Annotated in this window: 13 protein-coding genes; 2 read left to right on the forward strand and 11 right to left on the reverse strand. The window is 61.4% G+C overall.

Features of this window, described 5'->3' with window-relative positions; all coding sequences use genetic code 11:
- Positions 1–19: 19 nt before the first annotated feature.
- Both D8M21_RS07715 and sdhC read right to left on the reverse strand, forming a co-directional pair.
- Positions 20–505 (reverse strand): succinate dehydrogenase hydrophobic membrane anchor subunit, encoded by a 486-nt coding sequence (locus tag D8M21_RS07715; protein WP_048679625.1) that lies wholly within the window; start codon positions 503–505, stop codon positions 20–22.
- Positions 506–508: 3 nt separating this feature from the next.
- Positions 509–889, reverse strand: a complete 381-nt coding sequence (gene sdhC, locus D8M21_RS07720) for a succinate dehydrogenase, cytochrome b556 subunit (protein ID WP_082156683.1) — start codon at positions 887–889, stop codon at positions 509–511.
- Between the two features lie 351 nt (positions 890–1,240).
- Between sdhC and D8M21_RS07725 the strand changes: the two genes are divergently transcribed.
- On the forward strand, positions 1,241–2,350 hold the full coding sequence (locus tag D8M21_RS07725) for a mannose-1-phosphate guanylyltransferase (RefSeq protein ID WP_048680067.1): 1,110 nt from the start codon (positions 1,241–1,243) through the stop codon (positions 2,348–2,350).
- Positions 2,351–2,442: 92 nt separating this feature from the next.
- Here D8M21_RS07725 and D8M21_RS07730 read toward each other — a convergent pair whose 3' ends face one another.
- The 6 genes from D8M21_RS07730 to glyA all read right to left on the reverse strand — a co-directional run bounded on the left by D8M21_RS07730 (position 2,443) and on the right by glyA (position 7,943).
- Positions 2,443–3,009 (reverse strand): 2'-5' RNA ligase family protein, encoded by a 567-nt coding sequence (locus tag D8M21_RS07730; protein WP_082156684.1) that lies wholly within the window; start codon positions 3,007–3,009, stop codon positions 2,443–2,445.
- Positions 3,010–3,022: 13 nt separating this feature from the next.
- Entirely contained in the window at positions 3,023–4,060 is a 1,038-nt protein-coding gene (gene trpS, locus D8M21_RS07735; RefSeq protein ID WP_048679630.1) for a tryptophan--tRNA ligase, read from the reverse strand.
- A gap of 57 nt (positions 4,061–4,117) precedes the next feature.
- Complete coding sequence (locus tag D8M21_RS07740; protein WP_048679633.1) at positions 4,118–4,987, reverse strand: exodeoxyribonuclease III; 870 nt, start codon at positions 4,985–4,987, stop codon at positions 4,118–4,120.
- Between the two features lie 86 nt (positions 4,988–5,073).
- The gene (locus tag D8M21_RS07745; protein ID WP_048679636.1) at positions 5,074–5,610 is read right to left on the reverse strand and encodes a hypothetical protein; all 537 of its coding nucleotides are present in this window, start codon (positions 5,608–5,610) and stop codon (positions 5,074–5,076) included.
- A 105-nt stretch (positions 5,611–5,715) separates the two neighbouring features.
- Positions 5,716–6,612 (reverse strand): bifunctional methylenetetrahydrofolate dehydrogenase/methenyltetrahydrofolate cyclohydrolase, encoded by an 897-nt coding sequence (locus D8M21_RS07750; RefSeq protein ID WP_048680070.1) that lies wholly within the window; start codon positions 6,610–6,612, stop codon positions 5,716–5,718.
- Positions 6,613–6,656: 44 nt separating this feature from the next.
- Positions 6,657–7,943 carry a serine hydroxymethyltransferase gene (glyA, locus tag D8M21_RS07755; RefSeq protein ID WP_048679639.1) on the reverse strand — a complete coding sequence of 429 codons (1,287 nt, stop codon included), beginning with the start codon at positions 7,941–7,943 and terminating at the stop codon, positions 6,657–6,659.
- Positions 7,944–8,276: 333 nt separating this feature from the next.
- Between glyA and D8M21_RS07760 the strand changes: the two genes are divergently transcribed.
- Entirely contained in the window at positions 8,277–11,480 is a 3,204-nt protein-coding gene (locus tag D8M21_RS07760; RefSeq protein ID WP_126855768.1) for a beta-phosphoglucomutase family hydrolase, read from the forward strand.
- Positions 11,481–11,504: 24 nt separating this feature from the next.
- Here D8M21_RS07760 and D8M21_RS07765 read toward each other — a convergent pair whose 3' ends face one another.
- The 3 genes from D8M21_RS07765 to purH all read right to left on the reverse strand — a co-directional run bounded on the left by D8M21_RS07765 (position 11,505) and on the right by purH (position 14,749).
- Entirely contained in the window at positions 11,505–12,479 is a 975-nt protein-coding gene (locus D8M21_RS07765; protein ID WP_048679645.1) for a bile acid:sodium symporter family protein, read from the reverse strand.
- Positions 12,480–12,511: 32 nt separating this feature from the next.
- Positions 12,512–13,048, reverse strand: a complete 537-nt coding sequence (locus D8M21_RS07770; RefSeq protein WP_048680073.1) for a gluconokinase — start codon at positions 13,046–13,048, stop codon at positions 12,512–12,514.
- Positions 13,049–13,138: 90 nt separating this feature from the next.
- Positions 13,139–14,749, reverse strand: a complete 1,611-nt coding sequence (gene purH / locus D8M21_RS07775) for a bifunctional phosphoribosylaminoimidazolecarboxamide formyltransferase/IMP cyclohydrolase (RefSeq protein ID WP_048679647.1) — start codon at positions 14,747–14,749, stop codon at positions 13,139–13,141.
- Positions 14,750–14,794 lie beyond the last annotated feature (45 nt).

Raw genomic sequence — 14,794 nt, forward strand, 5'->3', positions numbered from 1 at the left:
GTCGGGCGTCCGGCAGAGACTATTTCGCCGGGCAGAAGGACGGGACCAGTGAAGGATCCGCGCCGCTGGGGCAAGGTGAGAAGGTGAAAATCACCAAGGTGCCGACCAGAAGAATGAATCCGGCCGCCAAGAACAGCAGGGTCTTGAGCCAGAAGCGCGTCTTGTCCTTTTCGGCGTAGTCGTCGATCACGGTGCGCACGCCGTTGGTGCCGTGCAACATCGCGAGCCACAACATGATCAAGTCCCAGACCTGCCAGAACGGGTTAGCCCATTTGCCTCCAACAAAGCCAAAGTCGATGGCATGGACCCCGTCGCCCACCATGAGATTGACGAAGAGGTGGCCAAAGATCAGGACGATCAGGATGACGCCAGAAACGCGCATGTACAACCATGCGAACATCTCGAAGTTATTGCGCTTGGAACTGGACCGGTTGTACTTGACGCCGTTGACACTGTTGTCGTGACTGCGCGGAGCGGCGATCCGAGTCTTCAAGGGAGTTGACATGGGTCAGTGACCTCCAAAAACGATCGCGAGATGGCGGATGGCGAAGGGAACGATCGCGATGACCCACAGGATCAATACGCCCCACAGCATGGCCTTTTGGTTCTTAGCGCCGTTCTTCCAGAAGTCGATCAGGATGATGCGCAAGCCGTTGAAGGCGTGGTACACGATAGCCGCGACCAGGCCGGCTTCACCGAGACCCATGATGGGGTTCTTATACGTCGCGATAACGGCGTTGTAGGCCTCCGGAGACACGCGCACGAGTGCGGTATCCAAGACGTGGACCAACAAGAAAAAGAAAATTGCAATGCCCGTGACCCGGTGGGCCACCCAGGACCACATGCCTTGGCTACCTCGATAGACGGTGCCTTTGGACGTATTCGGCACTGAATAACCTCCTGATGTATCAAGTGGAGGGCCGCGGCGTCGGTCTTCCGCCGGCGGGGGCCCACATAGTACTGCCACTGTGCAGATCGGGCAGGCCCCGACGTGTCATAAGTGAGCGAGTTCAAAGCTCAGATTACCAGCCGTAGAGCACGTTGGTGACACCATGTCGATCCCCGAAATAACGCGCTGACACGGGCAATTACGATACTTTTTTATCCACTATTCCGACGCTTCCCACTCTTTGCGCCGGTCCCGGCGATGGAGGGTTGGCCGAGTTCGGGTCATTTTGCCCTAAAGTCGGCGCGGCAGGCCGAACGAACTATGACGAAATCAACGGTTACGATGGGGACGATGAAAACTCACAGCGCACATTTCTACCCGTTCATTCCGGCAGGGGGTGTTGGGTCTCGCCTCTGGCCGCTTTCGCGGGCTGACGCGCCCAAGTTCCTCCTCGATCTCACCGGCTCGGGACATTCCCTGTTGCGCTCCACGTATGACCGTTTGATCGATCTAAGCTCCGACTCTGTGATGGTCATCACGGGTCGCACTCATGCTCAGGCTGTCAAACAACAACTCCCGGAATGCACGGATACCGATCTCGTCCTCGAGCCGTCGCCCAAGGATTCCGGCGCGGCGATCGGCCTCGCGAGCGCCATTATTTCCCTGCGCGATCCCGAGGCCATCATCGGTTCCTTCGCCGCCGACCACGTCGTGGAGCCCACCGAGGAATTTCACCGCGTCGTTGAGGAAGCCGTCGTCACGGCTGCTTCCGGCCGGATTGTCACCATCGGCATCACTCCCACGTCGCCATCCACGGGCTTTGGATACATCCGCGCTAGCGAAAACCTCAACATCGAGGAAGCTCCCTCGGCCCTCAAGGTCGAGGATTTCGTGGAGAAGCCCGACGAGGACACCGCGCGAGCTTACGTGCGCAGCGGGCACTACACCTGGAACGCCGGCATGTTCGTCGCCCCCGCGCAGCTTCTCTTGAAGCATCTTCAAGCCAATCAGCCCGAACTGCACGACGGCATCATGGAGATCGCTCGCGCGTGGGACACGGATCAGCGCGATGAGGCCATGGATCGAGTCTGGCCGAGCCTGCCGAAGATCGCGATCGACTACGCTGTGGCCGAGCCCGCCGCCGCTGCCGGCGACGTCGCCATGGTTCCTGCGTCTTTCACTTGGGACGACGTCGGCGACTTTGCCGCCATCAGTCGGCTCAATCGCGCGGTCAATGTGGACGAGGTCGCCGTCATTGGCAAAAACAAGCGCGTGATGACAGACAATGCCTCAGGGATCGTCGCTTCGGACACCAGCCGCATCGTGGCCCTGATCGGTGTAGAAGACATCGTGGTGGTAGACACCCCGGATGCCCTCCTCGTGACTACGCAAGAGCACGCGCAACGGGTGAAGAACGCCGTTAACTCCCTCAAAGAGAACGGCGAGACGGACGTTCTGTAGCGCACCGCGTCCCCGGTAAGGGGGCTACACCAGAGCACGACGGCGTCGGTTCCTCAGCTGGGACCGACGCCGTCGCCGTTTCCCCGGCGATGTCAGTCGAAACTGATATTTCCCAGGTGGGTCCAGCCCTCTTCGTCGCTGAGGAAAGCACACGCTCGATGGACCGTGAAATGTGCCTCGAAAGCATCAAAGGCTCGGAAGGCGGCTTCCAACAGTTGCCGCCTTTCGTTCTGGACGATCGTCATGTGTGGATGGAACATGAACGGTGACGCACTGTTCCGAATGCGGCGGCATTGCTCATGCAGGTGGTTCAGGAAGTCACTGCCGCGAGCCAGGGCCAGATACACGACGTCGCTGATCGGACGGAACGTGCCGGTCCCGGACAGCGCTATCTCCGCCGGTCCCCTACCCCGCAACTCAGATCGCATCTCACGCAGGAACCGGTTGGCCTCCACATACGGCTTCTCCCCGAGTTCCGAGATGAAGACGGTGATGTGCGGCGGGTATCCCTCGGCAGCGCCATGCTGACGCCGCCAGTTCATGACGGCGTCTTGTACGTCGTCGGGAACCTCCAGAATGAGGCTCAGATAGCTCTTACCGGGCAGGATCGTCGGGCTCACGCTCACCGCGCGGCTCAGCGGACTCTCCGAAGCACCCATGAGTCGAATGAGACTACGCCCGGGGCGCGAGAAAGCCCATGTGCTCGTAAGCTGAGGCGACCGTGGGTCCGGCAATTTCGCGCGCTTTCTCCGCACCAATGGCCAAGAGCCGATCCAGTTCCGCGGGATCGTTCATGATCTCGAGGGTCCGTTCGCGAATCGGGCCCAAGGTATCGACCACGATTTCCGCGAGCGCGACCTTCAGGTGCCCGTACATCTTTCCTTCGAATTCGGTCTCGATCTCTTCGATGCTCTGCCCCGTCAGAGAAGAGTAGATGCTCAAGAGGTTGGACACACCGGGCTTAGAGTCCCGGTCAAACCGAATTTCCGAGCCATCGTCCGTCACGGCTGACTTGATCTTCTTGGCCATCTTCTTGGGTTCGTCCAAGAGCCAGATGGCGCCGTTATCCGAGGGACCAGATTTGGACATCTTGGCGGTGGGGTTCTGGAGGTCGTAGATCTTGGCCGTGGACTTCATGATCTTGGCTTCGGGGACCACGAAGGTTTCCCCAAATCGCTGATTGAAGCGCTGCGCCAGATTGCGCGTCAATTCCAGGTGCTGCCTCTGGTCTTCGCCCACGGGGACCTGGTCCGTTTGATACAAGAGGATGTCGGCCGCCATCAGCATCGGGTAAGCGTACAAACCTGCAGAGGTGTTATCCGCACCCTGCTTGGCCGATTTGTCCTTGAATTGGGTCATACGCCGGGCCTCACCGTCACCGGTAATGCAGGTGAGTAACCACGCGAGTTGCGAATGCTCCGGAACGTGAGACTGCACAAAGAACGGCGTGCTCGTCGGGTCAATCCCCGAGGCGATGTACTGCGCGGCGGTCTTTCGGGTCCGCTCCGCGAGCTGGGCCGGATCTTGCGGAACGGTAATCGCGTGCAGGTCGGGAATGAAGTAAATGCACTCATGATCCGACTGCATATCGACCCAGTTACGGACGGCACCCAAATAATTGCCGAGGTGCATGGAGTCCGCGGACGGCTGCGCACCGGAAAATACACGGGGAGCCCCCGTGGAGGCGTTTGGGATCGTGCGTTCGGTCATGCTCTTCTTTCTCTTCCAACGGCCGTCTTTCCCCACTCGGGGTCTCGGGCGATCGTCCTAAAACTGGTAGTCAACGACCAACGGCGCGTGGTCGGAGAATCGGGTGTCGTAGCTGGGCGCACGGTCCACGACGGCGTTCTGCGCGGCGTCTGCCATCGCCGGAGTAGCCATGTGATAGTCGATCCGCCATCCGGCGTCGTTATCAAAAGCTTGTCCGCGGTAGGACCACCAGGTGTACGGCCCGGGGACCTCGCCCGCCAACCCTCGGGCAACGTCTCGATACCCCAGATCACCGAAGAAGCGGTCGAAATAGGCGCGCTCCTCCGGGAGGAATCCGGCGTTTTTGACGTTGCCTTTCCAATTCTTGATGTCGAGCTCCGTGTGTCCGACGTTCAGATCGCCCACGATGAGGGCGTGATCCGAGTGTTGCGCCACTTCAGGGAGGCGCTGAAGCATGACATCGAGGAAACGGTATTTGTCGTCCTGACGTTCGGTCCCGACCTCGCCCGAGTGAACGTATGCGGAAACCACAGTGAGCGTCTGTCCGTTGGCGAGTTCGTAATCCGCCTCGACCCAGCGACCGGATGTCGCAAAGTATTCTTCACCGATGTGATCGCGTGTGGCAATCGGCTGGCCTGAGAGCCTCGACGGCCGATCTTTGGAATCCTTCCGCGTGGCGATGGCGACCCCCGCGCGCCCCTTCGCGGCAGCTTCCGCGTGGAGAATGTGCCAGTCGTCTTCGCCCAGCAGCTGACGAAGATTCTTATCTGGAGCCCGGACTTCCTGAAGACACAGAATGTCGAGGTCTCGCCCGTCGAGCCACTGCCCCATGGTCTGCTTCTTCTTGGGGTTGAAGGCAGCCCGAATTCCGTTGACGTTCACGGTCGCGATGCGGAGGCTGTTCGCGTCACGGGTATTTTCTGCCATAGGGTGCACGCCTTCCTCAAGTTGTTGATGGTCGCCACCGCAACCGGCGGTACGCTCTCGTACCCTACCCGACGGCGGCGAAGGACCTAGTCGACGACGGTCCCGTCGACGGTCGTTTCGGAACGAACCATGCCCATGCCGTTCTTGGCGGTGAAGTTAATGGTGTCGATCGCGCGATTCACGACCTCGGGATCAGACTGTTCGCCCTTTTCCAGCTCTTCTTTGAGGACTTTGTTCTGCACGAGAACAATCTGGAAGGAATGCGCGAGCTTCTGGTCACGCATGGAATCTGTAGCCGGAGCCGCCGAAGTTCCCGCGGATGGCGCCCTCAACTGAGCATCTGCCAGATCGCTCTGCAATTTGCGGACCGCAGACTTACCGAATCGCAGAGTTCCCCGGACGAGGAACAATGCATACACGGCGAGAGCCAACCACCCGAAAGCAATCGCGGCAAGAATCCACCCAAGAACGGACTGCTCATTGGCAGCCTGAATCACAGCGAAAACGAAGATCAGAACCATGACCGCCATACCGATCACAGTGGCCCAGAAGGCGCGTCCTGTGGTCGAAGTTGAGGGCGTGACATTGCCGGCGCGTGGATCTGAACTACCAATAGATTGCATAGATTCCATTGTACAAGGGGCGATGCGGCCGGATCGTCTCGTGGATCCGGCCGCGGGTCAGCTGGTGTCTAGAATCTGGTCAAGACGAAGCTTGGAGTGGGCCCGTCAGGCAGCCGCGCGCTCCGCAGCTTCGACAACGTTCACAAGGAGCATCGCGCGAGTCATCGGCCCAACGCCGCCCGGATTCGGCGAATACCACGCTGACTTAGCGGCGGCGTCGGGATGGATATCTCCCGTGAGCTTCTTTTTGCCGGTTTCAGGATCTAGGACCCGGGAAACACCGACGTCCAGCACGATGGCCCCGTCCGTAACCTGCTCGGGCCTGACGGCATGGGGAACTCCGATCGCGGCGACGATGATGTCCGCGCGACGAAGTACCTCGTCCAGGTTCTTGGTTCCCGTGTGCGCCACCGTCACCGTAGCGTTAATGTCGCGACGCGCCAGCAACAAGCTGAGCGGCCGGCCCACCGTAATCCCTCGTCCGAGAACGACGACGTCCTTGCCCACGAGATTGATACCGTGACGGTGCATCAGCTCGATGATCCCGTTTGGCGTACAGGGCAAGGGAGAATCCATCTCCCCATACACGTTGAGCACCAACTTGCCGAGGTTGGTGGGATGCAGACCATCCGCGTCCTTCAGCGGATCGATGAGCTCCAGAATGCGGCCGGTGTCCAGGTGTTCCGGAAGCGGAAGTTGGACGATGTATCCGGTGCATGCCGGGTCATCATTGAGCTCCTGAATCACCCGCTCGAGCTCCTCCTGGGAGACATCCTCAGGAAGATCTCGCCGGATCGACGCAATTCCAACTTCCGCGCAGTCCCGATGCTTGCCTGCAACGTAGGAGCGCGAACCGGGGTCGTCCCCCACCAGAACCGTGCCAAGGCCCGGCGTGATGCCCTTGGCCTTGAGGGCGTCGACGCGGTCTCGAAGCTCTGTCTTGATGGCCGCAGCCGTAGCCGTTCCGTCGAGTATCCGCGCCTGGTGGTTCTGTTCCGTCATCGTGGTCTTTCCGGTCGTCGCTTCGTGGGTCTGAGGTTCCGCAGTTACCACTGCTCGAGGCCCTCGTAGAGCGGGAACTCGCCGGCGAGCTTCTCTACGCGGCTCCGGAGGGAAGCGACGTCGGCGTTCGGCTTAAGCGCCGTCGCAATGATGTCCGCGACTTCCGTAAATTCTTCGCGACCAAAACCGCGAGTGGCCAGCGCAGGCGTACCGATACGCAGGCCCGAGGTGGTCATGGGCGGGCGAGGGTCATTGGGTACAGCGTTGCGATTCACCGTGATCCCCGCCTCGTGGAGGATGTCCTCGGCCTGCTTTCCGTCGAGCTCCGATTCACGAAGGTCCACGAGCACCAGGTGGACGTCGGTGCCACCGGTGAGCACCGAAATTCCGTGCTCGGCCACGTCGGGCTCCGACAACCGCTCCGCAAGCACCTGGGCGCCTTCGATGGTTCGCTGCTGACGATCCTTGAACTCCGGACTTGCGGCGATCTTGAAGGCCACGGCCTTGCCTGCGATCACGTGCATGAGCGGTCCGCCCTGTTGGCCGGGGAAAACCGCCGAGTCAATCTTCTTCTTGAGCTCCTCGACGCAGAGGATCACACCGGAACGCGGCCCCGCGAGCGTCTTGTGCACGGTCGAGGAGACGACGTGAGCATGCGGTACCGGGTTGGCGTGCAATCCGGCCGCGACGAGGCCCGCAAAGTGCGCCATGTCCACCCAAAGGTAGGCGCCGACCTCATCGGCAATCTCGCGGAATCGCTTGAAATCCTGCTCGCGGGGGTACGCAGACCATCCGGCAACAATGACCTTGGGCTTTGCCTCGAGGGCAACCTCACGGACCTTGTCCATGTCCAAGCGCCCGGTGGCCGGGTCCACCTCGTACGCGGCGATGTTGTACAGCTTTCCGGAGACGTTGAGCTTCATGCCATGCGTCAAATGGCCGCCGTGAGCCAAGGACAAGCCCATCAAAGTATCGCCGGGCTGCATGAGGGCCATCATGACGGCGGCATTCGCCTGCGCACCGGAATGCGGCTGAACGTTGGCGTGCTCGGCCCCGAAAAGCTTCTTGGCGCGTTCCCGGGCCAAATCCTCGATGACGTCCACGTGTTCGCATCCGCCGTAGTATCGACGGCCCGGGTAACCCTCCGCGTATTTATTCGTCAGGACGGATCCCTGAGCTTCCAAGACGGCTCTGGGAGCGAAATTCTCGGAGGCGATCATCTCCAGGGTATTGCGCTGGCGACCCAGCTCCGCGGTGATGGCCTCGGCGATCTCGGGATCGAACTCGCTCAGCGATCGATTGTTGACATCCTGCGTGGAAGGGTTCGTCATTGCTCTCCTGGTGACCTGAGCACACGCCGACCGACGTGGCACGCGAAAAGATTCTCCTCAAGTCTAAGACATCGTGAGAATCCTCTGGGGCTTCACGTCACATGACGGTGGATGAGATCAAGCCATACGTGAACGTTGCCGGAAATTCAGCCTCCGAAGCGGACCCGCGGCATACCGAACGTGTTTAATGGGGGCCTGAGCCAACCCGAAAGGTCTTTTGCCTTGATGAATTCCTTGAGCCCGCTCGGCACTAGCGATCCATTGAACTTACGATCGGGATCGCCTTACAGGCCCGATTCGAGAACGACTCGTGAAAATCGCTCGGACCTCAGCATGTCCATCCCACAAAAAGCCGTCATTTTCGACATGGACGGCGTCGTCACGGATACCGCGTCGGTCCATTCCAGCGCGTGGAAGCAGCTCTTCGACGCGATTCTGACCGATCAGCGCTTGGAGCCAGCCTCGGGATACTCCGCCGAGGATATCGATCGGAGCGAATTCAGCATCGCCACCGACTACCGCGAGTATGTGGACGGGCGAGCCCGCGAAGACGGCGTCCGCACCCTCCTCGCCGCACGTCACGCGGCGCTTCCCGAAGGCTCCGAGGCAGATTCTGCCGGTGCGTGGACCGTCCAAGGGCAGGCGCGGCTGAAGAATGACTACTTCACCTCAGAGCTGGAAGAACACGGCGTGACCGTTTTCAACGGCACCGTGGACTTGATCCTCCGCCTCCAGCGCAGCGGCATCCCGACCGCGCTCGTCACTGCCTCTCGCAATTCCCGGCCGGTGCTGGAGGCCGCGGAACTCGACGGGGTCTTCGACGTCATCATTGATGGCTCCTACGCGTTGGAGCATGGCATCCCCGGGAAGCCAGCCCCCGACATGTTCCTCGCCGCCGCCCAGCAGCTCGGGATCGATCCCTCAGAAGCCGCCGTGATCGAAGACGCCGTCTCGGGTGTTCAAGCGGCGCGCGCGGGCGGGTTTGGCCTCGTCGTCGGCATCAACCGGCATGGCGAACGAGAAGACCTCGAGCGAGCCGGGGCCGACGTCGTCCACAACGACGTCGCCGAGCTGGACTTGGGCGCCCAGCGGGATGACTCCTGGAAGCTCATTTTCCACGGCTTTGATCCGAAACAGGAAGGTCACCGCGAAGCGCTGCTGACCTTGGCCAATGGCTACATGGGTGTTCGCGGGTGCCGCCCGGAACGAAGTGACGACGGCATCCACTACCCCGGCACTTACGTCGCAGGCCTGTTCAACCGTGTGGTCTCGCACATCAATGGACGCGACCTCGAGCACGAGTCGATGGTCAACCTGCCGAATTTCCAATTCTTCGACATCCGCCTTCGCGGTGGCGATTGGTGGTCCGAAGGCGGCATGAAGCCTCTCGACGAGATCACGGAGCTGGACCTACGCCACGGCGTACTGACGCGCACGTGCACCCTGATTGAGGTACCCGACTCCGAGTCGGAAGACCCGGATCACCATCTTCGACGCGTCAAAGTCACCCAGCGGCGCCTTGTCTCGATGGCCGACCGGCACCTGGCCGCGATGGAAACCACCATCACCCCCGTTGGCTGGAGCGGGCGTATCCATGTGCGCAGCGGAATCGACCCGAACGTCACCAATAACAATGTGCGGGAATACAAGGATCTCGCCCGTCACCACCTCGTGGTCGACGGTTCCACGACCCTTCCAGATGAAACTCTGGTCAATGTGGTGCGGACCAACCAATCGGATCACCAGGTTTCGGTCGCCCAACGCACCAACGTGCGCGCCGCGGTGAGCACCCGCCTCGAACGCGAGGTCCGCCCCGGCGGCATCGAGATGCGCCGCTACCGTGTGAATGGCGAGGATGGTCAGTCGATCACTTTCGACACGACCACGGCGATGGTGACTTCACGCGACGCCGCGATCGCCTCCTCTCTCCTGGGCGCCGTCGAAACGCTCAATCGTTCCGAGGGCGGATTCGAGGGCCTCTACACGGCACATGAAAAAGCATGGTCCCGCCTCTGGGCACGGTTTGCCGTGGATATCGATGCGGACGTCGACACGATGCTGGCGCTGCGGCTTCACATTTTCCACATCGTGCAGACCCTAAGCCCCAACATGGAACTCAACGACGCCGGTGTCACGGCACGCGGTCTGCACGGCGAAGGGTATCGAGGTCATATCTTCTGGGATGAAATCTTCATTCTGCCGCTCATCACCCTTCGCATGCCGTCCGTGACTCGCTCGCTCTTGCAGTACCGGTGGAACCGTCTTCCCGCTGCACGCCATAAAGCCGCCGAATTCGGCGCACAGGGAGCCATGTTCCCTTGGCAGTCCGGTTCCGACGGACGCGAAGAGACACCGGTCGAGCTGTACAACCCGCATTCGGACCGTTGGATGCCGGATAATTCCTGGCGCCAATTCCACGTGGGCCTAGCGATTGGGTTCAACGCGTGGCAGTACTACACGGCCACGGGCGATACCGATTGGCTCGCTCAACACGGCGCCGAGCTGATGATCGAAATCTCGCGCTTTTTCTCGTCCCTGATCAGCTACGACGAGGCCGACGAACGGTTCCACATTGAGGGCGCCATGGGCCCGGACGAATATCACGACGGCTACCCCGGTTCCGTGGATGGCGGTGGACTCAAGGACAACGCCTACACGAATATCTTGGCCGCGTGGTTGTTCCGCCACACCTCGGAAATCTTCGACGAATTGCCCGAGCACCTGGCATTCCAGGTGGCCTCGTCCAACTCCGTCAACGAGGCCGAGTTGGAGTCGTGGAAGCACATGGCCTCCCGCCTAGCCGTGCCATTCAACCGTGACGGCACCATCAGCCAATTCGACGGTTACGACGACCTTCAAGAGATCGACTGGGATCACTACCGCCGCAAATACGGCAACATCGGGCGCATGGATTTGATCCTCGAATCCGAAGGCGACGCAACCAATAATTACAAGCTCTCCAAGCAGGCGGACACCCTCATGCTGGTGTATCTGTTCGGCCAACATGGCCTCAAAGAAGAGCTATCGCTGCTGGGATACGACGTCTCCCTGGCCAAAATTGAGGAGACCATCGCCTTCTACCTGCCGCGCACCTCCAACGGCTCGACGCTCTCCCGTGTGGTGACGGCGTCCATCATGTCCCGGGTGGATCCCCGCCATTCGTGGAGCGTGTACCAAGATGCCCTCATGGCCGACTTGGATGACACCCAGGGAGGTACGACTCAAGAAGGCATCCATCTGGGCGCGATGTGCGGAACCCTGGACGTCGTTCAGCGGGCCTACGCAGGCGTGCAGGTTCTGACGGACTGCATCCAGCTTGACCCGTCGATGCCCGAAGAGCTCCGCTCGGTCGGCTTCGAGGTTCAATACCACGGCCAGTTGCTGGACGTCTTCCTCGACTCCACCCGGATCCGCGTGGCAGCGCGCTCCGAGCGGGCGAGCGACGTCAAGGTGCGAATCGGCGGAAACGACACGGTTTTGCGGGGCGGAGACTCGTGCGAGTACTTGCTGGAGGACCTCCGCACTCAGACTCGCTGAACCACCACGTGCGGTGTCTGGGCTTTAGCGCTCAGACACCGCACGACGCCGCAGGACGGCCGCGAGCAGCGCTCCGGATACGTTGTGCCACACCGAGAAAACGGCTCCGGGGAGGGCCGCCTCAGGAGTGAAGTACGTGTGTGCAAGCGACGTCGCTAGGCCAGAATTCTGCATCCCCACCTCAATGGCCGTGGTGCGTCGCGCAGACGGTACCAACCGGAATATCGCCGCAGCGCCGTAGCCCAGGGCGTACCCCAAGCCGTTATGCAAGATCACAGCCACAAGGACCAGCAATCCAGCAGAGACGATGGCGGCCGCCGAGCCAGAGACGACGATCGCGACGATGACCGAGATCGCCACGACCGAGGCCCAGGGAAGTGCGGCCGTGACTCGGTTGACAAACCTCGGCATCAGCCAGCGAATCAGCAGGCCCAGGATGACGGGCGCGAGCACGACCTGCAGAATCGACATCATCATGCTGGCTCCGCTCACTGACATGCGTTCACCGGCAAGCAACACCGCAAGCACGGGCGTGACGAACGGGGCTATCAGAGTAGAGATCGTCGTCATCGCGACGGACAGGGCGACGTCGCCCTTGGCCAGGTACGAGACGACATTGGACGCCGTGCCGCCCGGACAACACCCGACCAGAATCACGCCGATGGCCAATTCGGGCGGCAGCTGCAACGCCCAAGAGACGAACCAGCCCAGGAACGGCATGATGACGAACTGCGCGACGACCCCGATGACCACCGGAATGGGGCGACGCGCGACCATGCCGAAATCCGGAAACGTCAAGGTCAAGCCCATCCCAAACATGATGAATCCCAGAAGCGGGTTGACCCACCCCGTGAGCCCCGCGAAAGCGCCCGGAACGAGGAAGCCAAGGACTCCCGCCGCGAGGATCAGCAACGGAAAAATCGTCACGGCGTAGAAGGCGCCATGTTCCTCGGCGGACTGATTTTTCGGACGGCGGCTGGAGCTTTGGGTCGAATTCATAACTTATCTCTACCAGTCAGGCGCCTCTTCCGTCACGGCGTCCCTCGCTCGATGACGGATTCGCATTCGGCCACAATGTGATCCACGGTTCCCGCGACTTCGACCGTCGCCCCAGGCTCGTCTCGGTGCAATCCCTCCAACGTCTCGAGCTGAGATCGTAAGAGTGCCGGAGGCATAAAGTGTTCGTGTCGGCCTTCTAACCTACGCGCCAGCGTCTCTTCCGAACCGGAGAGGTGCAGGAAGAAAGCACTGGGCGCCTCGGCCAGAATTGAGGACCGATACGCACGTTTGAGCGCGGAACACGCCATAACCATTCCCTCAGACGTCACCTCAGCCTCCCCGAGGCGCTTCCCGACGATGCTCAACCACGGTCTGCGGTCGTCGTCGTTCAACGGCTCTCCCCCGGCCATTTTGTCGATGTTGGCTCGCGGGTGCAGTGAGTCGGCGTCGACGAATGCGACTCCGAGACGGCGAGCGAGAACGGAACCGATGGTCGTCTTCCCCGTGCCCGAAACGCCCATGACGACGATCAGCGGAGGCTTGCGGTCGACGGTTAGCTCGTGAGACATAGCCCCATTGTGCCCACGCCGGAACTCACGCACGACGCCGCCTGCCTCCGAGACGAAGGCAGGCGGCGTCATTATGCGTTGGGTTCCGGATCAGTGGAAGAAGTGACGGGCCCCGGTGGTGTACATCGTGACGCCCGCTTGGCGTGCGGCTTCGATGACTTCCTCGTCACGGATCGACCCGCCGGGCTGAACAACGGCTCGGACGCCGGCGTCCAACAAGACCTGCAGACCATCAGCGAACGGGAAGAACGCATCCGACGAGGCGACCGAACCCCGTGCGCGCTCGGCGCCGTCCTCGCCCAAGGAATTGGCGCGTTCGACGGAAAGCTTGCACGAGTCCACCCGGTTAACCTGGCCCATGCCGATTCCCACGGCGGCGCCGTCGTTCGCCAGGAGGATGGCGTTGGACTTAGCTGCCCGCAACGAACGCCAGGCGAAAGCAAGATCGTTCAGGGTCTGCTCGTCGGCGGCCTCACCCGCGACGAGGGTCCAGTTGCCGGGATCGTCGCCCTCGGCCTGGAGCCGGTCGCTCTGCTGGAACAGCGCGCCCCCGGAGACCTGACGGTACTCGATGGAGCCTCGCTCGAAACCTTCCGGCAACACGAGGATACGGAGATTCTTCTTGGTCTGGAGTAGCTCAAGGGCCTCGGCGGTGTACGCGGGGGCGATGATGACCTCGGTGAAGATCCCCTTGACCGTCTGCGCCATCCCAAGCGTGACCTCGCGATTGGCCGCGATGACGCCACCATAGGCGGAGAGCGGATCGCAGGCGTGAGCCTTGCGATGGGCGTCAGCGATGGGGTCGTCCGCTCCCGGCGAGGCCACGGCGATGCCGCAGGGGTTATTGTGCTTGATGATCGCGACGGCGGGATCTTCGAAGTCGTACGCGGCGCGAAGCGCGGCGTCCCCGTCAACGTAGTTGTTGTACGACATCTCCTTTCCGCCGAGCTGTTCTGCCTGGGCGATGCCCGGGGCGGAAGCCGGATCGACGTACAAGGCGCCGCGCTGATGGGGGTTCTCGCCATACCGCAATGAAGCGGAGCGTTCGAAACCGAGTCCGGCGTAGGGGGGCCAGAATTGCGCGTCCGGGTCCTGCACGAATTGCTGCTGGGTCCAGGTCGCCACGGCCGTGTCGTACGCGGCGGTGTGGGCGAAGGCTCCAGCAGCCAGCCGACGGCGGGCCGCCAGGTCAAAACCGCCGCCACGAGCCGCGGCGAGAACATCGTCGTATTGTTGGGGATCCACCACCACCGAGACGGAATGGTGGTTTTTGGCGGCGGCGCGGACCATCGAAGGGCCACCGATGTCGATCTTTTCGATCACGTCTTCCTCGCCCGCACCGGAGGCGACCGTGTCGACGAACGGATACAGGTTCACGATGACGAGGTCGAAGGGCTCGATTCCGAGGTCCGACAACTGTTCAACGTGGTCCTGCTTGCGGCGATCAGCCAGGACGCCCGCGTGGATTTTGGGGTGCAGGGTCTTGACACGGCCTTCGAGGCATTCGGGGAATTCGGTGATCTCGGAGACCTCAGTGACCGGAACACCCGCGTCGCGGATCGTGCTTGCGGTCGACCCCGTGGAGACAATGCTGACTCCGGACTCATGAAGCCCTCGAGCCAGATCCTCCAAGCCGGTCTTGTCGAAAACGGAAATCAATGCTCTGGTGAACGGGATGCGATCCAGATCGGTCTGGGACACGGAAACTCCAACTCGTCGATGACGGCGCTCATCCGCCGCTGGCCC

It is taken from the genome of Kocuria sp. HSID16901 (assembly GCF_003989425.1).
Taxonomy (GTDB): domain Bacteria; phylum Actinomycetota; class Actinomycetes; order Actinomycetales; family Micrococcaceae; genus Rothia; species Rothia massiliensis.

Excerpts from the sequence above, each read along its gene's own strand:
- D8M21_RS07715 (WP_048679625.1), bottom strand. The coding sequence starts at position 505 with ATGTCAACTCCCTTGAAGACTCGGATCGCCGCTCCGCGCAGTCACGAC.
- D8M21_RS07725 (WP_048680067.1), top strand. The coding sequence starts at position 1,241 with ATGAAAACTCACAGCGCACATTTCTACCCGTTCATTCCGGCAGGGGGT.
- D8M21_RS07730 (WP_082156684.1), bottom strand. The coding sequence starts at position 3,009 with ATGGGTGCTTCGGAGAGTCCGCTGAGCCGCGCGGTGAGCGTGAGCCCG.
- trpS (WP_048679630.1), bottom strand. The coding sequence starts at position 4,060 with ATGACCGAACGCACGATCCCAAACGCCTCCACGGGGGCTCCCCGTGTA.
- D8M21_RS07740 (WP_048679633.1), bottom strand. The coding sequence starts at position 4,987 with ATGGCAGAAAATACCCGTGACGCGAACAGCCTCCGCATCGCGACCGTG.
- D8M21_RS07745 (WP_048679636.1), bottom strand. The coding sequence starts at position 5,610 with ATGCAATCTATTGGTAGTTCAGATCCACGCGCCGGCAATGTCACGCCC.
- D8M21_RS07750 (WP_048680070.1), bottom strand. The coding sequence starts at position 6,612 with ATGACGGAACAGAACCACCAGGCGCGGATACTCGACGGAACGGCTACG.
- glyA (WP_048679639.1), bottom strand. The coding sequence starts at position 7,943 with ATGACGAACCCTTCCACGCAGGATGTCAACAATCGATCGCTGAGCGAG.
- D8M21_RS07760 (WP_126855768.1), top strand. The coding sequence starts at position 8,277 with ATGTCCATCCCACAAAAAGCCGTCATTTTCGACATGGACGGCGTCGTC.
- D8M21_RS07765 (WP_048679645.1), bottom strand. The coding sequence starts at position 12,479 with ATGAATTCGACCCAAAGCTCCAGCCGCCGTCCGAAAAATCAGTCCGCC.
- D8M21_RS07770 (WP_048680073.1), bottom strand. The coding sequence starts at position 13,048 with ATGTCTCACGAGCTAACCGTCGACCGCAAGCCTCCGCTGATCGTCGTC.